This is a genomic window from Thioclava sp. PTB-PU3-1 (genome assembly GCF_055666785.1).
In genome coordinates, this window is the sequence record NZ_JBVNVL010000001.1 from 582,553 (window position 1) to 603,139 (window position 20,587).

The following is a 20,587-nucleotide window of genomic DNA, read 5'->3' on the forward strand; positions in this document are numbered from 1 at the left end:
TGCGTCCAAGGCGAGGCGAATCGCCGCACCGGGCAATGTGTCGCGCGACGACCGATAGAGGCCGGATTTCAGTGGAAATCTCGGCTCGGAAAAAGCCGTTTCGCCTGCTCGCGCGGATGGCGTGCGGTGGTCTGCGGACGGGGCCTCGGAGCGTCGTCCGCCTGGGGTGTGGTGAGGCCCAGAACGTCGTCGAGCGGGTGTCCCAGATCGGCCAGTCGCGGGGACAGATCCTCGATCTTTTCGGCGATCAAATGGACGACCACCCCCTCCCGTTCGAGCCGCCCCGAGACCCGCAGAAGACGCCCGCCCATCACCGCCCGGCGGAACCGCTCATAGAGCTTTGGCCAGACCACGACATTGCTCACACCGGTTTCGTCTTCCAGCGTGATGAAGATCACCCCGGAGGCCGTTCCGGGGCGCTGTCGGGTGATCACGAGGCCGCAAACCGTGACCCGATTTTGCCGCGTGCCGATCAGTTCGCAATGCGGTGTGAGGCCGGAAATCGAGGGGCGCAGCAGCTCCATCGGATGGGCGCGGAGACTCAATCTGAGCGCCACGTAATCCTCCACGACCTCCTCTCCCAGATGCATCGCGGGCAGCTCCACGGCTGGTTCGCGCCCCCCTTCCCCATCCATCGGATCGGCGAAAAGCGGCAGTGGCGCGGGGGCGCGGATCGCCTTCACGGCCCAGAGCGCATCGCGCCGCGTGAGGCCAATTCCGGCAAATCCATCGGCCTCGGCGAGGCGTTCGAGCACATGCGGCGGCGTGCCCGCACGCAGCCACAGGCTCTCGGGATCGGGGTAGCCATTGCCCCGTGCGGCGACGATCCAGCCCGCGTCCTCCTCGCGAAATCCCTTGATCTGGCGAAAGCCCAGACGCAGCGCCAAGGCGCCGTCCGCACGGCGTTCCAGCGAGCTGTCCCAGCTCGAATGGTTCACGCAAACGGGCCGCACTTCGACCCCGTGTTCCCGCACATCGCGCACGATCTGGGCGGGCGCGTAGAAGCCCATCGGCTGCGAATTCAGCAGCGCACAGGCGAAGATCGCGGGGTGGTGGCACTTGAGCCAGGACGAGACATAGGTGAGATGCGCGAAGGCCGCCGCGTGGCTTTCGGGGAAGCCGTATTCGCCGAACCCCTCGATCTGGGAAAAGCAGCGGTCGGCGAAATCGGGCGTGTAGCCGCGCGCCAGCATCCCTTCGACAAACCGGTCGCGGAAAGTGCCGATCGTGCCCATCTTGCGGAAGGTCGCGAGCGAGCGGCGCAGGCGGTCAGCCTCCTCCGGTGTGAAGCCTGCCGCGACCACCGCGATCTGCATCGCCTGCTCCTGAAACAGCGGCACACCGAGGGTTTTGCCCAGCACGCCTTCCAGCTCCTTGGAGGGAAAATCGACCTTTTCGCGTCCCTGACGGCGGTTGATATAGGGGTGGACCATCCCGCCCTGAATGGGGCCGGGGCGGACGATGGCGACCTCGATCACGAGGTCGTAAAAGGTACGCGGACGCATCCGCGGCAGGAAGTTCATCTGCGCCCGGCTTTCCACCTGAAACACCCCCACCGCATCGGCGCGGCACAGCATGTCATAGGTCGGCGTGTCCTCCTGCGGGACGGTGGCGAGCGACATATCGAGCTTCTCGTGCCCGGCCAGAAGGTCGAATGACTTGCGGATACAGGTGAGCATCCCGAGGCTGAGAACATCGACCTTCAGGATGCCCAGCGTGTCGATATCGTCCTTGTCCCATTCGATGCAGGTGCGCCCCTCCATCGCGGCATTCTCGATCGGGCAAAGCGCGTCGAGGCGGCCTTTCGTGATGACGAAGCCGCCGACATGCTGGCTGAGATGGCGCGGAAATCCGATGATCTCGCCGATCAGTTTCAGCGTCTGCGACAGCCGCCGGTCGGTGGGGTCGAGGCCCAGTTCGCCCATCCGCGCATGGTCCGGCCCCTTGCCGGAAATGCCCCAGATCTGGCCCGCGAGGCTCGCCGTGACATCGGCGCTCAGCCCCATCACCTTGCCCACCTCGCGGATCGCGGCGCGGGTGCGGAAATGGATCACGGTCGCGCAGAGGCCAGCGCGGTCGCGGCCGTAGCGTTCGTAGATCCACTGGATGACTTCCTCGCGGCGCTCATGCTCGAAATCGACGTCGATATCGGGCGGCTCGCCGCGATATTTCGAGATGAAACGCTCGAAGACCATGCCGATCTGGTCGGGGCTGACATCGGTGATGCCAAGCGCCCAGCAGATGATCGAATTGGCCGCCGAGCCGCGCCCCTGACACAGGATGCCGCGGCTGCGGGCGAAGCTCACGATGTCATGGACGGTGAGGAAATAGGCAGCGAAGCCCAGCTCGGAGACGAGGCGCAGCTCCTTCTCCAGCAGCCCTGCGTGACGCTCCGAGATTCCGCCCGGAGAGCGCCGGGCCAGCCCCTCGCGGGCGAGCCGGTCGAGCCGGTCCTGCGCAGGTTCGTTCTGAGCGACCTCATCGGGATATTCGTAGCTGAGTTCGTCGAGATCGAAGCCGCAGCGCGCCGCGATCTCGCAGCTTCGGCGCAGGGCTGCGGGGTGGCGACGGTAGAGCCGCGCCATGTCCTCGGCCCCTTTCAGGCGGCGTTCCGCATTGGGCAGCGCGCGGGTGCCAAGCGCATCGATGGTGCAGCCCTCGCGCAGGCAGGTCAGCACATCGGCCAGCTGCCGGCGCGACCCGCGATGCATCAGCACGTCGCCGGTCGCCACCATCGGCGTCGAGGCCCTCAGCGCGAGCGCCGCGCAGGCATCGAACCAGCGCTGATCCGAGCCGTCATAGCGCGGCGGCGCGCCAAGGAAGACCTGCCCCGGAAAGCGCCGCCGCATCTCCTGCAGCGGGCGGTAGGCACGGGCCAGATCGGCGGGCGGCAGGGCGATCAGGATCATCCCCGCGCAAGCCTCCAGCAGGTCCGCGCGGGTCAGGTGACACTCCCCCTTCCCCGCCCGGCGCTTGCCGCGGGTCAGAAGCTGGCTCAGCCGGTGATAGGCCGCGCGGTCGGTGGGCAGCGCCACCCATTCGACCGGGCAATCGGTGAGCACCAGCCGCGCACCGACGATCAGCTTCGGCAGTTTCGCGGTGGTTGGCCGGGCCAGATCCTGCGGTGAGCCGATGGGCTGGCGGGAGCTTTCATCGCGCTGGACTTCCGAGCGGATGCGCAGCGCCTCACCGATCTCGCGCTTGAGCTCCTTGAGCGCCGAAAACGCCCGGACCACGCCCGCGAGCGAGTTGCGGTCGGTGATCGCGATGGCCTCGAGGCCCAGCTCGGCGGCGCGCACCATCAGCTCCTCGGGGTGGGATGCGCCGGTGAGGAAGGTGAAGTTGGAGGTGGTGCAAAGCTCGGCATAGGCCAGCGGAATGGCGGGGGTGTTGGCGGTGGTCACGACCGTCGAGGGGGCGCTGCCCCCGCGCCCGTCGGGCGCCCCCCGGGATATTTCGGCCAAGGCGAAGGGGGCGGTCATGCGAAGACCCCCTCGACATACCAGCCGGGGTCTTGGGGAGTGTGGAACATCCAGAGCCGCAGCCCCTGCCCGGTCTCGACGCGCCAATAGTCGCGCATCCCGCGCCGCCAGTTCGGATCGTCGAACCACCATTCCGGGGTCAGCCGTTCCGGCCCCTCGATGCGTTCCGCGCTGAGCGACTGGCGGCGCCAGCGGAAGCGGCGGGGCGGATCGGGCGCATCCGCGATCAGCGGCTCGGGCGGGAACAGCCGCAGCGGACGGGGATGCGGCTGGTGCCAGTTGCCCTCGGGTTCGGTGAAGGCGGCGGGCGCGATCAGGAAGCTGCGCTCGGGGATATGGCTGTCGGCGGGCAGGTAGCGCTGGACGTTCTCCAGCCCGATGCGCAGCCCGATCCGGGTGATCAAATCGCCCAGCTTGTCGCGCCGCTCGGTGGCGATGGCGCCGATCTGGCGGGCGGGCAGTCGTTCGACCTGAGTGGCGGCGAGGCGCATCTGGTCGATCCCGAAGCCTGCATCGATATCCTCGATGCCGCGCGCGAAGAGGGCCGCGATCCGGGCGGGGTCGCGGAGCGGGGTGGCGAGGCGCAGCTCGACCTCCTGACTGGCCTGATCGACGCGGCGCAGGGTGAGGCAGAGCACCCGCGCGCCGGTCTCGTTTTCCTTGAGTTTGGCGCAGAGCCGGTCCAGCAGCCGCTCGATCCCGGCCATCACATCGGTCTGCTGCCCGATAGGTTCGGGTAGGGTCAGTCGGGTGCCGTAATGGGGCGGATCGGCCACGGGCGAGACCTGTTCGGGCAGATCGCCCAAGGCCTGATCGAGCCGCGCCATCAGCCCCGCCCCGAAGCGGCGCACGAGCGGCGCGCGCGGTGTGCGGGTCAGATCGCCGATCTCGCGCAGGCCCAGCCGCTGCAGCCCCGTGACCGTGTCATGCGGCAGGCGCAGCGCGGCCACCGGCAGCTTGCCCAGTGCCGAGAGCCGCGCGCCCGGCGCGGCCCGGCCGGGGGCGAAATGCGCCAGTGCCCAGGCCGCGCCGCGCGTGTCGGCGAGACCCAGCCGCGCGGTGATCCGGGCGCGCTCTAGCCGGGCGGCCATCTCGGCCATCATCGGCTCCTCGCCCCCCCAGAGGTGATCCGAGCCGGTGATGTCGAGCACCAGACCCTCGTCCTCCAACCCCACCCAAGGGCAATAGCGCGTGGCCCAGCGGCGCAGGGTTTCGAGAAATTGCGCCTCGCGGGCGGGATCGGCAGGCGCGGTCTGCAGCGCGGGGCAGAAGGCGCGGGCCTCGGACAGCGCCATGCCGCGCGCCAGCCCCTGCCCCTCGGCGGCGAAGTTCAGGCAGTGCAACCGGTCGGTATTGCCCTCGCGCAGGACCAGCGCGAAGGGCCCTTCAGCGGGGCGCGCGCGAAGAACCCGGTCGCTCGCCAGCCGGGGAAACCAGAGGGTGAGAATACGCCGTGTGCGCCCGTCGAGCATGTCGCTGAGCCTAGGGTTCGAGTCATTTGTTCGTGCTTTGTTCTTTTTAAGTCTCGCAGGACGCGGAGTCGAGTCCGTCTCGCGGAGGGGCGCGTATCAGGGCGTGGCGATCGCGCCCTCGACGAAGGCGATCAGGCGCGGCAGGCAATGGGTGCGCAGATCGTAACGCTCGCACATATGGGCGCGGGCCGCCTCGCGCATCGGGGCGAATTTTTGCGGTCTCGCCAGCCCTTCGGTGAGCGCGCGCGACCAGCCGGGAATGTCGAAGAAATCCACCAGCCGCCCGGTCTGCCCATCGGTGATCACTTCGCGCACCGGCTCGGTATCCGAGGCCACGATGGCGCAGCCGGCAGCCATCGATTCCATCAGCGACCAGCTGAGCACGAAGGGATAGGTCAGATAGGCATGGGTGCGGCTGACATGGAGCATGTCGACGTAATCGCCGTAAGGGATGCGGCCCAGAAAATGCACGCGGCTCATGTCCAGCCGATCGCGCACCTCACCCAAGAATTTCTGCTTCCAGCTTTTGGCGTCCTTCGGCGGAGCGCCATAGCTTTGCCCCTCCTCGCCCACGATCAGCACATGTGCCTCGGGCCGCGCGGCGAGCACATCGGGCAGCGCGCGCATGAAGGAGTGATAGCCGCGATAGGGTTCGAGCGAGCGGTTCACGAAAGTCAGCACCTCGTCACCGGGACAGAAGGTGAGCGTGGTCCCGGGCACGGTGAAGCGCGCCTGGGGGTTCGGCGCAAGGCGGGCGCAGTCCACCCCGTCGTGGCAGATGGTGAGCTTGGCACGCAGCTCCGGCGGGAAGGTCTCGGCCTGAAACTCGGTCGGGGAAAGCCCCGCATCGGCCTGCACCATCGACTGGATCAGATGGGCCGAGCGCGCTGTGGTGGAGATCCGGGTCTCGAGGCCGGGGCGCTGGAACTCGGCGTCGAAATCCGTGTCCATCCCGGTCGTGCGATACATGAGTTCCGCATAGACCAAGAGCTTCGCTTCGGGCCAGACCTCGCGCAGGAACAGCGTCTCGCCCCAGCCGGAATGGCCGAAAATCACATCCGGCACATAGCCGTGCTTGTCGCGCAGCTGCCGGGCGGCGAGCGCGACCTTTGCCCCGCGCGCCGCGCTTTCGGCGTAGAGGCGCGTGAGCCGCGAGGACATCTCGACCGGCTCGGGCTTACGGTATTTCACCACCTTCACCGGCGAGGGGCGCTGGTTCGTCTCGACCGTCAGGGCCAGAACGTCATGCCCGCGCGCGGCCAGAGCCGGTGCCAGATGTACGAACTGGCCCGGGAAGTTCTGGTGAACGAAGAGGATATTCATGCAATCTCGGGGGTCAGCGAACTCTCCCCCAAGGCGGCCACCATCAACTGGCGGGTATAGGCGGTCTGCGGATTGGCGAAGACCTCCGCCGCGTTGCCCGCCTCGACCACGTCGCCGCGCTTCATCACCATGATCTTGTGGCTGAGCGCGCGCACCACCCGCAGGTCGTGGCTGATGAACAGATAGGCGAGCCCGTGGCGTTTCTGCAGATCGCGCAGCAGGTCCACGATCTGCACCTGCACCGTCATGTCGAGCGCGGAGGTCGGCTCGTCCAGCACCACCACCTTGGGGCGCAGGATCATCGCGCGGGCAATCGCGATCCGCTGGCGCTGGCCACCCGAAAATTCATGCGGGTAGCGCTCCATCATAGCCGGGTCGAGCCCGGTCTCCTCCATGATCTCGGCCACCATCTCGCGACGGTTGCGGCCCGGATCGACCCCGTGGACGGTCAGCCCCTCGCCGATGATCTGCTCCACCGTCATGCGCGGCGAGAGCGAGCCGAACGGGTCCTGGAACACGATCTGCATGTCACGGCGCAGCGCGCGCAGCTTGTTCGCCTGCCAGCTGGAGATGTCCTGGTTCTCGTAGATGATCGGCCCTTCGGAGGCGATGAGCCGCATGATCGCGAGCGCGAGCGTGGTCTTGCCCGAGCCGGATTCGCCGACGATGCCCAGCGTCTCCCCTGCCCTCACCGACAGCGAGGCGTCGTTCACGGCCTTCACGTGACCGACGGTCTTGCGCAGCAGACCGCGCTGGATCGGGAACCAGATTTTCAGATGCTCGGTACGCACCAGTTCGGGCGCATTCTCGGGCACCGGTTCGGCGCGGCCGGTGGGTTCGGCCTCGAGCAGTTTCTTGGTATAGGGGTGCTTGGGGTTGGCGAAGATGTCTTCGGTCTTCCCCTGCTCCACGATCTCGCCATGCTGCATGACGCAGACCCGGTCCGCGATGCGCCGCACCACGCCGAGGTCGTGGCTGATGAACAGCAGACTCATCCCCATGTCGCGCTTCAGATCGGCCAGCAGTTCGAGAATCTGCGCCTGAATCGTGACGTCGAGCGCGGTAGTGGGTTCGTCCGCGATCAGCAGATCGGGCCCGTTCGCGAGCGCCATCGCGATCATCACGCGCTGACGTTGCCCGCCCGAGAGCTGGTGCGGGTAATCCTGCAGCCGGTCCGCCGGGTTCTGGATGCCGACCTTGTCGAGCAGGTCGATGATACGTTTCTTGGCCTCTTCGCCTGTCACGCCCTGGTGCAGCGCGAGGCTTTCGCCAATTTGCTTTTCCAGCGTGTGCAGCGGATTGAGCGAGGTCATCGGCTCCTGGAAGATGAAGCTGATATCGTTGCCGCGCACCTGCATCAGCTCGCGCTCGGTCGCGCCGACCATCTCGCGGCCCTCGTAGCGGATCGAACCTTCGACCTTGGAATTGCCCCCGACCAGCGCCACGGTCGACAGCGCGGTCACGGATTTGCCCGAGCCGGACTCGCCCACAAGCGCGACCGTCTCGCCGGCGTTCACGGTGAAGCTCACGCCTTTCACGGCCGGGGTGAATTTGCCCTCGGAGCTGAAGGCGACCTTCAGGTTTTCGACCTCGAGAACCGGTTTCATCGGAACACCTTTCTGGGATCGAACGCGTCACGGATGCCCTCGAAGACGAAGACCAGAAGCGAGAGCATGATGGCGAAGGTGAAGAAGGCCGAGAAGGCCAGCCACGGCGCTTGCAGGTGCTGCTTGCCCTGCAGTGCGAGCTCCCCAAGCGACGGCGCGGAGGACGGCAACCCGTAGCCCAGATAGTCGAGCGAGGCGAGCGCGCCGATCGCACCGGTGATCACGAAGGGCAGCATGGTCAGCGTCGCCACCATCGCATTGGGCAGGATGTGGCGGAACATGATCACCCGGTCCGACACGCCAAGCGCACGGGCGGCGCGGACATATTCGAAGTTGCGCGCGCGCAGGAACTCGGCGCGGACGACGCCGACCAGCGCGGGCCAGCCGAAGAGGATCGAGACCATGACAAGCAGCCAGAAACTTCGGCCCAGGATCGCGAAGAGGATGATGATGACGTAGAGCGCGGGCGTGGAGGACCAGATCTCCAGAATACGCTGGAAGAACAGGTCCACCTTGCCGCCGAAATAGCCCTGTACGGCACCCGCCGCGATCCCGATGATCGAGCCGATCCCGGTCACGATCAGCGCGAACAGAACCGAGGTGCGGAAGCCGTAGATCACCCGCGCCAGCACGTCGCGCGCGGTATCATCCGTGCCCAGCCAGTGATCTGCATCGGGTGCCGAGGGCGCGGTGCCCACATCGTTGATCGTGTTGTAGCTGTAAGGGATCGGCGGCCAGAGGAGCCAGCCCTTCTCGATCTTTTCGCCATCGACCTCGCCCGCCTGCAGCGCCTCGTTCGCGAAGGCCTTCGGGTCGTCCGCGTCGAAGCAGCCCTCGGTGCCGCCGGTCTCGATCAGGCATTGCACGGTCGGGTCGCGATAGATCGCCTCGGTGCGGAAATCGCCGCCGAAGGCGGTCTCGGGGTAGAAGTTATAGATCGGGAAATACAGCTCGCCGCGGTAGCTGACCACGATGGGTTTGTCGTTCGCGATGAACTCCGCGAACATCGCGAGGACGAAGAGCACGGCGAAGATGATCGCGGACCAGAAGGCGCGGCGATTGGCCTTGAAGTTGCGCCAGCGACGTTGGTTGAGAGGAGACAATGCCATCAGCCGGACCTCTTCTCGAAATCGATCCGCGGGTCAACGAAGACATACATCATGTCGGAGATGATATTCACGACGAGCGAGATCAGGCCGAACATGTAGAGCGTGCCGAAGATCACCGGGTAGTCGCGCTCCACCGCCGCCTGGAAGCCCAGCAAGCCCAGACCGTCGAGCGAGAAGATCGTCTCCACGATGATCGAGGCGCCGAAGAAGATGCCGAGGAACTGCGCCGGGAAGCCCGCGATCACGATCAGCATCGCGTTGCGGAAGACGTGCCCGTAGAGGACCTTCTTCTCGGACAGGCCCTTGGCGCGGGCGGTCATCACGTATTGCTTGTTGATCTCGTCGAGGAAGGAGTTCTTCGTCAGCAGCGTCATGGTGGCGAAGCTCGCGATGGTCGTCGCCGTCACCGGCAGCGCGATGTGCCACAGGTAATCGAGCGCCTTGCCGATCATCGTCAGCTGGTCGAAATTATCCGATGTCAGGCCGCGTAGCGGGAATATCTTGAAATAGCTGCCGCCGGCGAACAGCACCATCAGCATAACCGCGAACAGGAAGCCCGGGATCGCGTAGCCCACGATGATCGCGCCGGAGGTCCATGTGTCGAAGGGCGTGCCGTCGCGCACCGCTTTGCGGATGCCCAGCGGGATCGAGATGATATAGGCGAGGATCGTCGACCACAGGCCCAGCGTGATCGAAACCGGCATCTTGTCGATCACGAGGTTCACGACGCTCTCGTTGCGGAAGAAACTGTTGCCGAAATCGAAGGTCAGATAGCCCTTCATCATGATCGCGAAGCGCTGCCAGGCGGGGATCTTCTCCTTGTGGCAGGCCGGGTCCGCCAGATCGGGCGTGCCGGTGAAGCCATCATCGCAGACGATCCGCGCGAAGCCCATCTGCACCTCGAGCTGATTGAGCAGCTCCGGAGAGATGCCGCGCGCGCCCTGATAGCCGCTATCCTCGACGCCGCCCTGGTTCTGCGTACCCGCATCCCCGCCGCCCGAGATATTGCGCATCGAATCCGCCTCGCCCTGCACGCGGGCGATCACTTGCTCGATCGGCCCGCCGGGGACGAATTGCGTCAGCGTGAAGTTGATGATCATGATTCCCAACAAAGTGGGGATCACCATCAGCAATCGCCGCAGGATATAGGCGCCCATGTCCGGCCCTCTGCTCGTTTATCGGCGGTCGCTCAGAGTGCGCCGCTCGCTTTCAGTTTCTTGGCCTTGTCGGCGTCATACCACCAGAAATCCAGCTCTCCCAGAGCGTAGGGCGGCAAGTTTTTCGGGTGATCGTACATATCGTAGTAAGCGACCGTGTAGGTGGGTTTGAACCATTGCGGCACCCAGAAGCGCAGGGCGCGCAGGCTGCGGTCCAGCGCATGGACGCGCGGCAGCAGCTCTTCTTCCGTATTCGCCTCTTCGACCATGCGGATCATCTTGTCGATCGCCGGATTCTTCAGCCCCATCGCATTGAACACGTCATCGGTCGAGCCCGAGCCGAAATACTGCTGCAGGTTCGAGCCGGGGATTTCGTCCTGACCCAGATGGGTGGTGATCATGTCGAAGTCGTGGCTGCGACGGCGGTTCTCGTATTCGCTGTCATCGACGCGATCCATTCGGGCGTCGATGCCGAGCGCGCGCAGGTTCTGCACATAGGGGTTGATGACACGGTCGAAGGTCTGGCTGTCGTTGAGGATCGCGACGGTCAGCTTCTCGCCCTCGGCGTTGCGACGCATGCCGTCATCGCCGACGACCCAGCCCGCTTCTTCAAGCAGCTTCGCCGCCTTGCGCATGTTCTTGCGGTCCAGCTGACGCTTACCCGAGACCGGCTGGATCACCGCATCGTCGGTCAGGATGCCGTCGGGCAGGTCCTTGGCGAGCGGTTCTAGGATTTTCTTCTCCGCGTCCGAGGGCTTGCCCTGAGCCTGCAGCTTGGAGTTTTCCCAGAAGCTCTCGACCCGGTCATAGAGCCCGTAGAACAGCGTGTCGTTCGACCACTCGAAATTGAAGACGAGCCCCAGCGCCTCGCGCACGCGGATGTCGTCGAATTTCGGCTCGCGCAGATTGATCGCGAAGCCCTGCCCCGAGGCGATATTGCCGTTGGGCAGTTCCGCCTTCACGACCTCGCCCGACTGCATCGCCGGGAAATCGTAAGCGGTGGCCCAGATGATCGAACTCGCCTCGTTGCGGAACGTATAGGTGCCGGATTTGAAGCCCTCGAAGGCCGACTGGTAATCGCCGAAATACTCGACGCGGATCTTGTCGAAATTCGAGCGCCCCTTGTTGATCGGCAGGTCCTTGCCCCAATAGTCGGGGTTACGCTTCCACGTGATCGCGCGATTGCTTTTGACGCTGTCGAACACGTACGGCCCCGAGCCGATGAAGGGCACCGGCGAGGTCTGCGACAGGTCGATGTTTTCCTTTTCGAATTGCGCCTTGGAGAAGATCGGCAATGAGGCGACCGACTGGATGATATCGCGGCGCGGGTAGTCGGGCTGGAACTCGAAACGGATGTGCGTGTCGTCGATCGCCTCGGCCGATTTGACCTGCTGGGCGATCACCGCGCGGAAGGAGCTCAGCCCTTTGTCGCGCAACTGTTCATAGGAGAAGACCAGATCCTGCGCTGTCAGCGGCGTGCCGTCGGAGAATTTGATCCCGTCGCGCAGCGTGAAAACGACCCAGTCCTTGCTCGGCGGATATTCGAGGCTCTTGCAGAGCAGGCAATACAGCTCCCCCACCGTGTCGGCGGTGCCCTCCATCAGCGATTCCAGCGGAACCGAGGACAGCGCGGCGGCCCGACCCTGAATCGAATAGGGATTGAAATTGTCGAACCCGCCCGGCGCCCATTCCGAGATTTCTCCGCCCTTCGGCGCGTCCGGATTGACGTAATCGAGATGGGTGTAATCGGCGGGATATTTCAGATGTCCGAGCGTCGCGATCCCGTAGGAGGTGATCGTATCGCCGCTTTGCGTGCTGTCTTGTGCATGTGCGCCGAAGGCCAGTCCCGCCCAGATCAGACCCGCTGCAACCAGCCCGCTCAGCGCGCGCGGCGCCACCTGCGTCCAATCCGTATCGATCGCTTTACTCGCCACTCGCGCTTTTGCCATGCACACCTGCTCCCTGCTCCAAAGCGTTTTCGCGTCTGCCTAGCTAAAAGCCTAAGTGCGCAGGGAGCAAGTTACGAATCTGTAAAGCAGGACGGGAAATGCAAAAGGCCGCCCAAAGAGGCGGCCTTGAGAAGATTCGAGAGGGATTTGCCTCAGTTCGAATTCTCTTGCAGATAGGCGATCACGTCGTTGCGGTCTTCGGGTTTCTTCAGACCGGCAAAGGACATCTTGTTGCCCGGGATGTAGTCTTTCGGGTTCTCCAGCCACGAGTTGAGCGCTTCGAGCGTCCATTCGCCACCGTGGCTCTTGAGGGCGTCCGAATAGGAGAAGTCCCCGACCGAGGCGACTGCGCGACCGACCACACCATCGAGATGCGGGCCAACGCCGTTCTTGCCTTCCATCGAGTGGCAGGCCTTGCACTTGCCGAAGATCTTCTCGCCCTTGGCTGCGTCGCCGGTGCCAAGCTCGATCTGTGCGACTTCCTCTTCCTGAGCCGCGCCATCGCCTGCGTCCTCAGTCGCCAGCAGGTCGCCGGGCGCTGCGGACATCATGTCCTTCATTTCGTGCTCGCTGCCGCCCGAAGCGTCGTGGCTCTCGCCAACGGTATAGAGCGCGCTCGAGGCCCAGGCCGTGAGCAGGAAGAACAGCAACGCGCCCAGAAACGCGCCCGCCGCCTTGGTAAAGGTCATGGTATTGAACATGTCTCGTCCCTGATATGCGTCGTCGTCCCGCGCATCTATCCGCACAGGGCCTTTCAGATCAAGGGAACTTTACCAGATGTGATCGGATTTTCAGAGGGTGGATAATGAATGACGCAGCGTGAGCCTCCCGCGCCCCGGCCCTTCCCTTCCGCGCGGGCACGGGCTAGGCAGGGCGCAAGACAAGATCAGTGCGGGGGATTGCACATGAGCCGCCAAGGACAATCGCCGAAAACCGGTCGGATCGCCTTTCAGGGTGAGCTGGGCGCCTATTCGCATCAGGCTTGCCGCGACGCGCGCCCGGACCTCGAGCCTGTCCCCTGCCGCACCTTCGAGGACGTGATCGCCGCCGTGAAGAAAGGCGATGCCGATCTCGCGATGCTGCCGGTGGAGAATTCGACCTACGGGCGGGTGGCCGACATTCACCGCCTGTTGCCGGAATCGGGGCTGCATATTCTCGATGAGGCCTTCGTGCGTGTGCATATCAGTCTGATGGCCCTGCCCGGCGTCGAGATCGAGGAGCTGGAAAAGGTCCGCGCGCATCTGGTGCTTCTGCCGCAGGCGGCAAGCTTCCTCTCGCGCTACGGCATTCGCGGCGAAGCCGCCGCCGACAGCGCGGGCGCAGCGGCCGAACTCGTGCAGGCGCAGACCCGCAGCGTCGGCGTGCTGGCCTCCGACATGGCCGCCGAGACCTATGGCCTCAACATCCTCGCCCGCCATATCGAGGATCACGCGCATAACACCACGCGTTTCCTGATCATGGGCACCGAGCCCGACACCCGCCCGCGCGGCGAGAAGATGATGACCACCTTCGTCTTCCGGGTGCGCAACATCCCGGCCGCGCTCTACAAGGCGATGGGCGGCTTCGCGACCAACGGCGTGAACATGACCAAGCTGGAAAGCTACATGGTCGGCGGGCATTTCACCGCGACCCAGTTCTACGCCGATGTCGAAGGCCACCCGGACGATCCGGCGCTGGCGCGTGCGCTCGAAGAACTCGACTACTTCACCAGCTATCTGGAAATTCTGGGCGTCTATCCGGCCGCCCCCGAACGCGACGGCTGAGGATCAGGGCGTCAGGCGCTTTTCTCGTGCTGACGCTCGATATCCTGGGCGAATTGCTCGATCCGCTCCTTGAAGCGGCGTTCCAGATTGCCCTTGCCGAGCTTGGCCGACTGGATCATCAGCCGCGCGCCGAGGCTGCGCGGCCTCAGGTCCAGCCCGACCTGCAGACGCGTGCGGGTCTTCGACAGATCGGTCAGATCGAAATCCATCACCGCCTCGAAACTGTTCGACACGCCTTCGTAGACGATCAGCTCCGGCACCTCGAAATGCTTCACATCGGTGATCATCTGGCGCTGCTTGCCGCGAAAGCGAAAGCCGATATCCCAGGACATGCCTGCGCCGGGTTCGCTCAGCGTGTCGAGCCGTTTCAGCGTGATCCCGCGCCGCATCGCCACACGCTCGAAGCTGCCGAAATCCGCGAGCCGCTCGAAGACGAAACCGGCGGGCGCGGAAATATCGGTGCGGGTCGACAATTTCATCAGGCGAGTTCCTCAGGGCAGCAGATCGGAGGCCGGGGAGTGGCGCACCGTGCGGGGCAAACTGGCCTCATTCCAACCGATCTGCAAGCCACTCACGCATGAGCCAACCGGCAATCGCACCTTGGCGTGGCGCAGATATCTCAGGATCGCGCCCCGCCACCACCTGCAGCAGCCGCTCGCGGCTGATCCAGAGCGCATCGGCGATCTCGACCGGGTCGATGGTGATCTCGGTGGTGGTCGCCACCCCGCGACAGCCCAGCATCAGAGAAGCCGGAAACGGCCAGGGCTGCGAGGCCACGAGAGAGACCTCGCCCACCTCGACGCCGCTTTCCTCGAAGACCTCGCGGCGCACGGCGGCCTCCACCGTCTCGCCCGGCTCCATGAACCCCGCAAGGCAGGAATACATCGTCTCGGGCCAATGCGGGCCGCGCCCCAGCAAGAGCCGGTTGCCGTGGGTGATCAACATGATCACCACCGGATCGGTGCGCGGAAAATGGTGCCGCTCGCAGACCGGGCAGCGCCGGTGCCAGCCAGCCTGTTCGGCTTCGCTCTCGGCACCGCAGGTGGAGCAGAAGCAATGCGTCCGGTGCCACTCGACGAGCCCGCGCGCGGTAGCGGCGATCTCCGCCTCGACCGGACTGAGGAAGCCCATCCGCCCGCGCAGCTCCGCGAAGACGATATCGTCGGACAGATCTGGATGACGCTGCTCGGAGGCGTCGAAGAAGGCGGCCCCGTCGGGTCGTTCGCCATCAGGCTCGAACGCAGATACATCGCGGGAAAACAGCGCAAGCCCGTCGTGACACCCGAGGAAAATCTCCGGTCCCGGCATCGCCTCGAGCGCCGCTTCGCCCGCGCGCAGAAGATGCAGCCCCTCGGGCCCGAACAGCGGACGGCCGCGCCAAAGCGCGACCACCCGCGCGGCGTCTCCGGCGCGCAGCTCCGCGAGCCGCTCTGCGTCGCCCCGCAGATGGGCCGCCCGCTCGAGCGCACCCGGCGCTTCGGCAAAGGCCAATCCCCGCGGATCGAGCACGCGTCCTTGAGACAGCTGGGCGGGCTGCGAAATCGGTTGCTGGGTCTCGGCGAGGGAATCGGGCGGCATGAAAAACTCCTGCGGAACGCCCTACCCATGCCACGAGCCGCCGACCGGAGACCAGTGCCGATCAGGTGACGCGCATCGGCCACATTCACCACTCGCCTTACCTCGCAAGTACGTTACGTCAATTTAAAACTTGGCAAGGGACGAGCCACTACTCTAGGTTGCGTATGGGGACACGCGACCGCCAAATGGCGGCATTACAACGATAAAAGGTCAATTTCGGGCCAAGGGGATCATATGGGAAAACTGTCTGACCGGGATTGGCCCGGCCAGTTTTCGGATCAGCGCGTCACGCTCGCGCTGAGGCTTCTTGAAACGACCGATTTGCATGGTCAAGCTCGGGGCTACGATTACTTCAACGACCGCCCCGCCCCGCGCAGAGGCTTGGCAGCGCTGGCCTCGGAAATCGCGCAAGCGCGCAGCGAAGCCCCGAACTGCCTTCTGTTCGATTGCGGCGATTTCCTTCAGGGCACGCCGTTGACGCAGCTCTGGAGCGAGCCATGCAAGATCGCAGGCAGCCACGATGGCGAAAATCCGATGATCGCGGCGATGAACGCTTTGGGCTACGACGCGGCAGCGCTTGGCAATCATGAATTCGATTTCGGGATCGGGCCGCTCGCTCAAGCGCTGGAAGCGGCGAAGTTTCCGATGCTCTGCGCCAATTTGAGCGCCTCCATCGGCACGCCGATCCGCCCTTGGGCGATGCTCGAACGCCGCCTGCTCGACAGTCACGGCACCGAGCAGACCCTGCGCATCGCGGTGATCGGCGTGCTGCCGCCCCCCAGCCTCGCCTGGCTCGAGGCCCGGCCCGGGGCCGAGCTTTCGACCTCTTCGCTCCTGGAGGCGACGGAGGCTCAGCTGCAACTGGTCCGCGCCTCGGGCGCCGATCTTGTGATCGCCCTCGCCCATACCGGGATTTCGCCCCTGCCGCCGCTGGACGAGGAATCGCAAGACCCCGAACACTCTGCCGAACGGGCGGCGCTCGCGGTCGCGCGGCTCGACGGGATCGACGTCGTGCTGGCCGGGCATGACCATCATGGCTTTCCCGATGCCACACGGCCGGCCTTCGCGGGGATCGACCCCGTTCTCGGCACGCTTCACGGCAAGCCCGCGCTCAATGCGGGCGCGCGCGGCACACATCTGGGGGTGCTCGACCTCGTGCTGGAACAGACGCAGGACGGCTGGAGACTCGCGGCACATCGGGCGGAACTGCGCCCGGCGCAGCAAGAGACCGGGCCGGACAGCGCGGCGGTGCTCGCCGCCTCCGATCGCGCCCATCGCCGCACGCTCGATCACATCCGCCGCCCCATCGGCACCACTGCGGAGCCGCTGCACAGCTATTTCACACAGATCGCACCCGACCGGACGCTCGCGCTGATCAGCGCGGCGAAGCGGCGCTTCGCCCGCGAACGGCTCGCCGGTCGCCCCGAGGCGGACCTGCCCCTCCTCGGCGCTGCGTCGAGCTTCAAATCGGGCGGCGCGGCGGGCTCGGCCCATTTCATCGACATCCCCCCCGGCCCGCTACGGATGAGCCATGTCGACGATATCTACCTGTTCAACAATACGGTCGGCGCGGTGGAGTTGAACGGCGCGGAGCTGCGAGACTGGCTCGAACAGGCGGCCTCGATCTACAACCAGCAGCATCCCGATGGGCAGTTGCGGATGCTCTGCGATCTCACCTTCGCGAGTTACCATTTCGACGTGATCTCGGGGATCACCTACGAGATCGACCTCTCTCAACCCCCGCGTTTCCGCCCCGATGGCAGCCTGCGCCCCGCCGCGCCCGGCCGCATCCGCGACCTGCGCCATGAGGGTGCCCGGATCAGCAACACCGACCGCTTCATCGTCGTCAGCAATGATTTCCGCCTGTCGGGCGGCGGCGGCTTCAAGCTGCGGGGCCAGCCCGTTCCAATCGATCCGGAACCGGTGCTGGTGCGCGATCTGCTGCTCGAAGAGATCGATGCGCAGGTGGGGCCGCTGCATCTCGACGCCCCACCGATCTGGCGGTTCTCTCCGCTGCCCGGTGCGCGTGCGCTCTACCATACGGGTCCCGGCGCCGCGGCCTATCTCTGCGAACTGGAACAGGCGGGGCTGCGCGCGTCTTCCGGACCGGTCGACGCGAATGGGTTTTTGCCCCTGGAGATTTCACTCTGAGCGCCCGCCGATGCCGCGCCTAATTTTCTTGCATTCTCGCAGCACCCCGCCCAAAACTTAATCACGGAACCGTGAGCGCCCCGCCTGTTCGCATGGCGCGCGCGGTTTGAGTTTACCCCCGCGCGCCGCCGGTCAGGATCGGGGCGAAAACGGATTAACGAAGTGAGGGATATCATGCTGCACATCAAACCGGGGCTTTTCGCGGCGCTCGCGCTCGGCCTCTCGGCCACGCTGGCTCAGGCCGAAACCAAGATGCCTTTCGCGCTGGACTGGAAATTCGAAGGCCCCTCGGCGCCCTATTTCCTCGCGGTGGACGAGGGCTATTACGGCGAGGCCGGGCTCGACGTGGAAATCGCAGAGGGCAAGGGTTCGCTCGACGCGATCCCGAAAGTGGCGACCGGCGCCTATCCGGTGGGCTTCGCCGATATCAACTCGCTGATGAAATTCCTCGACCAGAACCCCGGCGCACCCGTCACCGCGGTGATGATGGTCTATGACAAGCCGCCCTTCGCCGTGGTCGGCCGCAAGTCGCTGGGCGTGAACGAGCCCAAAGACCTCGAAGGCAAGGTGCTGGGCGCGCCGCCGCCGGATGGCGCCTGGGCGCAGTTCCCGATCTTCGCCAAGGAGACCGGCCTCGACATGGACAAGATCAAGGTCGAGCCCGTCGGTTTCCCCACGCGCGAGCCGATGCTGGCCGAGGGCAAGGTCGATGCGGTCACCGGCTTCTCCTTCTCCTCGACGCTCAACCTCAAGCGCCTCGGCGTCGGCATGGATGACCAGTCGATCCTGTTGATGGCCGATTACGGCGTGGCGCTGTACGGCAACGCGATCATCGTGAACACCGATTACGCGAAGGCGCATCCCGAGGAGATCACCGGCTTCATCAAAGCGACCGCCGAGGGCTGGAAAGCCGCCGTGGCCGATCCGGGCAAGGCCGTGGACGCGCTTCTCAAGCGCAACCCCGCCGCCGACAAGGATCTGGAGACCGAGCGCCTGCAGATGGCGATCGATGCCAACGTCCTGACCGATTACGTCAAGGAAAACGGCATGGGAGGGATCGACGCGGACCGCATGGCCACCGCGATCGAGCAGACGAAAACCGTCTACGAGTTCCAGAACACGCCCGACGCGGCGCTCTATTTCGACAGCGAATACCTGCCCGACGCGGCAGAGCTGAAGATCGACTGATCCGTCACCGTCTCAGGGGCGGGCGCTGCAGACGCGCCCGCCCCTTTTCTCTGCCTTCTCGCGCCGGACCCTCATGGAAAACCTCATCGACATTCGCGGCGTGACCCACGCCTATCAAACCAAGCATGGCCCCCTGCCCGTGCTCGACCATCTCGGCATCCGCGTGCCGCAGGGCGAGTTCTGCGCCGTGGTCGGCCCGTCGGGCTGCGGGAAATCCACCCTCACCCGTCTGGTGGCGGGCTTGATGAAGCCCGATCAGGGCGAGGTCTGGCTGCATGGCGAGAAGGTCACCAGCCCGCGCAAGACCGTCGGCATGGCCTTCCAGAACCCGGTGATGCTGGAATGGCGCTCGATCATCGAGAACGTCATGCTGCCCTTGGAGATCGTGGCTCCGGGCATGGCGAAATCCGAGAAGGTCGCCCGCGCCGAGCATCTGCTGGAGATGGTGGGCCTGAAGGGGTTCGAGACCAAGCGCCCCTCCGAGCTGTCCGGCGGGATGCGCCAGCGCGCCTCGCTCTGCCGCGCCATCGTGCATAAGCCCGACGTGCTGATCATGGACGAGCCCTTCGGCGCGCTCGACAATTTCACCCGCGAGGATCTGTGGCAGACGATGCGCGATCTGCGCGCAGCCGAGCCCTTCACCGCCGTGCTGATCACCCATGACCTGCGCGAGAGCGTCTTCCTCGGCGATCAGGTCATCGTGCTCTCGGGCCGGCCCGCGCATACGCAATACGTACTCGACGTGGACCTGCCCAAGGACCGCACGATCGACATTCTCTACGAACCGAAAGCCGTCGACATGCTGCATTTGCTGCGCGACCAGATCCGGATCGCTCAGGGCCGCGACGAGGAGATGCACTGATGGACTTCAAGAAAATCCTCACCCCGATCCTGTCGATCATCGCCTTCCTCGCGATCTGGGAATTCATCGTCTGGGCGAACGGTTGGCCGAATTACGTAATGGCCTCGCCCTCGGACCTGCCCGCCGCCTATATGCGCTACTGGAACCTGTTCCTGATCGATAGCTGGCAGACCCTGTGGCGCACCGTGGCGGGCCTTGCGATCTCGATCGTGTTCGGGACGTTCCTCGGGATGGTGATGGGGTTCTCGCGCACCGCGCGCGATGCGCTCTATCCGCTGCTGGTGGGCTTCAACGCGGTACCGAAAGCGACCGTGGTGCCAGTGCTCGCACTGCTCTTCATCGGTGCGCATGACTTCAACACCGTGCTGATGGCCTTCATGATCTCCTTCTTCCCGATCGCGGTGTCGGTGGGGATCGGTCTGTCCACGCTCGAGCCCGAATATCGCGATATCCTCGGCGCGCTCGGGGCCTCGAAATTCACCATCTTCCGCAAGATCGCCCTGCCGAAAACCCTGCCCGAATTCTTCGGCGCGCTGAAGGTCTCGGTGACGCTGGCCTTCATCGGCACCAACCTCGTCGAGATCATCTCGCCTCATGGCAAAGGCCTCGGCGCGCTGTTCCTGTCGGGTCAGACCAACGGGGACTACCCGCTGATGTTCGCGGTGCTGATCGCCTTGGCCTTCCTAGGCATCCTTCTCTATTACGCCGTTGTCGCGCTGGAGAAGATATTCGCAGGCTGGGCTGAGCGGCAACCGGGTTAAGGGGCTCTGCCCCCGTCGCGGGAGGGCGACATTCAGCGGAGAATGAAGGGGGCTCTGCCCCCTCGGGCTTCGCCCTCCCCCCGGGATATTTTCGCCAAGGCGAAGGGGGGCCGCTCCGCGACCCGATAAAGAAAACCGCCCGCACGTCTCTCTCGTGCGGGCGGTTTTGCGTTTCAGGTCGGAGA

General features: G+C 65.1%; 15 protein-coding genes. 5 read left to right on the plus strand and 10 right to left on the minus strand.

The genetic code is table 11. From position 1 onward, the window contains the following. Positions 1-68: 68 nt before the first annotated feature. The 8 genes from ACZ7GB_RS02625 to ACZ7GB_RS02660 all read right to left on the minus strand — a co-directional run bounded on the left by ACZ7GB_RS02625 (position 69) and on the right by ACZ7GB_RS02660 (position 12,800). Positions 69-3,482 (minus strand): error-prone DNA polymerase, encoded by a 3,414-nt coding sequence (locus ACZ7GB_RS02625; protein WP_472157568.1) that lies wholly within the window; start codon positions 3,480-3,482, stop codon positions 69-71. Next, complete coding sequence (locus ACZ7GB_RS02630) at positions 3,479-4,954, minus strand: Y-family DNA polymerase (protein ID WP_472157569.1); 1,476 nt, start codon at positions 4,952-4,954, stop codon at positions 3,479-3,481. The genes ACZ7GB_RS02625 and ACZ7GB_RS02630 overlap by 4 nt, the downstream gene beginning before the upstream one ends. A gap of 96 nt (positions 4,955-5,050) precedes the next feature. Then, the gene (locus tag ACZ7GB_RS02635; RefSeq protein ID WP_472157570.1) at positions 5,051-6,277 is read right to left on the minus strand and encodes a glycosyltransferase; all 1,227 of its coding nucleotides are present in this window, start codon (positions 6,275-6,277) and stop codon (positions 5,051-5,053) included. Further along, on the minus strand, positions 6,274-7,884 hold the full coding sequence (locus tag ACZ7GB_RS02640) for an ABC transporter ATP-binding protein (RefSeq protein ID WP_472157571.1): 1,611 nt from the start codon (positions 7,882-7,884) through the stop codon (positions 6,274-6,276). The genes ACZ7GB_RS02635 and ACZ7GB_RS02640 overlap by 4 nt, the downstream gene beginning before the upstream one ends. After that, positions 7,881-8,993, minus strand: a complete 1,113-nt coding sequence (locus ACZ7GB_RS02645; RefSeq protein WP_078519574.1) for an ABC transporter permease — start codon at positions 8,991-8,993, stop codon at positions 7,881-7,883. Before ACZ7GB_RS02645 ends, ACZ7GB_RS02640 begins: the two co-directional genes overlap by 4 nt. Continuing rightward, positions 8,993-10,150: a microcin C ABC transporter permease YejB gene (locus ACZ7GB_RS02650; RefSeq protein WP_078539650.1), complete on the minus strand. Its 1,158-nt coding sequence runs from the start codon at positions 10,148-10,150 to the stop codon at positions 8,993-8,995. The genes ACZ7GB_RS02645 and ACZ7GB_RS02650 overlap by 1 nt, the downstream gene beginning before the upstream one ends. Before the next feature lie 32 nt (positions 10,151-10,182). Then, positions 10,183-12,099, minus strand: coding sequence for an extracellular solute-binding protein (locus ACZ7GB_RS02655; protein WP_472157572.1), 1,917 nt, complete (start codon positions 12,097-12,099; stop codon positions 10,183-10,185). A gap of 152 nt (positions 12,100-12,251) precedes the next feature. Beyond that, complete coding sequence (locus ACZ7GB_RS02660) at positions 12,252-12,800, minus strand: c-type cytochrome (protein WP_078519577.1); 549 nt, start codon at positions 12,798-12,800, stop codon at positions 12,252-12,254. Positions 12,801-13,004: 204 nt separating this feature from the next. Between ACZ7GB_RS02660 and ACZ7GB_RS02665 the strand changes: the two genes are divergently transcribed. Continuing rightward, positions 13,005-13,862 carry a prephenate dehydratase gene (locus ACZ7GB_RS02665; RefSeq protein WP_134331931.1) on the plus strand — a complete coding sequence of 286 codons (858 nt, stop codon included), beginning with the start codon at positions 13,005-13,007 and terminating at the stop codon, positions 13,860-13,862. Between the two features lie 11 nt (positions 13,863-13,873). Here the strand turns inward: ACZ7GB_RS02665 and ACZ7GB_RS02670 are convergent, their stop codons facing one another. Then, positions 13,874-14,341 carry an SRPBCC family protein gene (locus ACZ7GB_RS02670; RefSeq protein WP_078519579.1) on the minus strand — a complete coding sequence of 156 codons (468 nt, stop codon included), beginning with the start codon at positions 14,339-14,341 and terminating at the stop codon, positions 13,874-13,876. A gap of 67 nt (positions 14,342-14,408) precedes the next feature. After that, complete coding sequence (gene nudC / locus ACZ7GB_RS02675) at positions 14,409-15,440, minus strand: NAD(+) diphosphatase (protein WP_472157573.1); 1,032 nt, start codon at positions 15,438-15,440, stop codon at positions 14,409-14,411. Positions 15,441-15,674: 234 nt separating this feature from the next. On the opposite strand from nudC, the gene ACZ7GB_RS02680 reads away from it, so the two are divergent. The 4 genes from ACZ7GB_RS02680 to ACZ7GB_RS02695 all read left to right on the plus strand — a co-directional run bounded on the left by ACZ7GB_RS02680 (position 15,675) and on the right by ACZ7GB_RS02695 (position 20,402). Beyond that, the gene (locus ACZ7GB_RS02680) at positions 15,675-17,591 is read left to right on the plus strand and encodes a 5'-nucleotidase C-terminal domain-containing protein (RefSeq protein ID WP_472157574.1); all 1,917 of its coding nucleotides are present in this window, start codon (positions 15,675-15,677) and stop codon (positions 17,589-17,591) included. Positions 17,592-17,765: 174 nt separating this feature from the next. Further along, entirely contained in the window at positions 17,766-18,779 is a 1,014-nt protein-coding gene (locus ACZ7GB_RS02685; RefSeq protein ID WP_078539657.1) for an ABC transporter substrate-binding protein, read from the plus strand. 73 nt (positions 18,780-18,852) lie between these two features. Beyond that, the gene (locus ACZ7GB_RS02690; RefSeq protein ID WP_472157575.1) at positions 18,853-19,641 is read left to right on the plus strand and encodes an ABC transporter ATP-binding protein; all 789 of its coding nucleotides are present in this window, start codon (positions 18,853-18,855) and stop codon (positions 19,639-19,641) included. Further along, positions 19,641-20,402: an ABC transporter permease gene (locus ACZ7GB_RS02695; RefSeq protein ID WP_078519584.1), complete on the plus strand. Its 762-nt coding sequence runs from the start codon at positions 19,641-19,643 to the stop codon at positions 20,400-20,402. The genes ACZ7GB_RS02690 and ACZ7GB_RS02695 overlap by 1 nt, the downstream gene beginning before the upstream one ends. Positions 20,403-20,587: the final 185 nt, after the last annotated feature.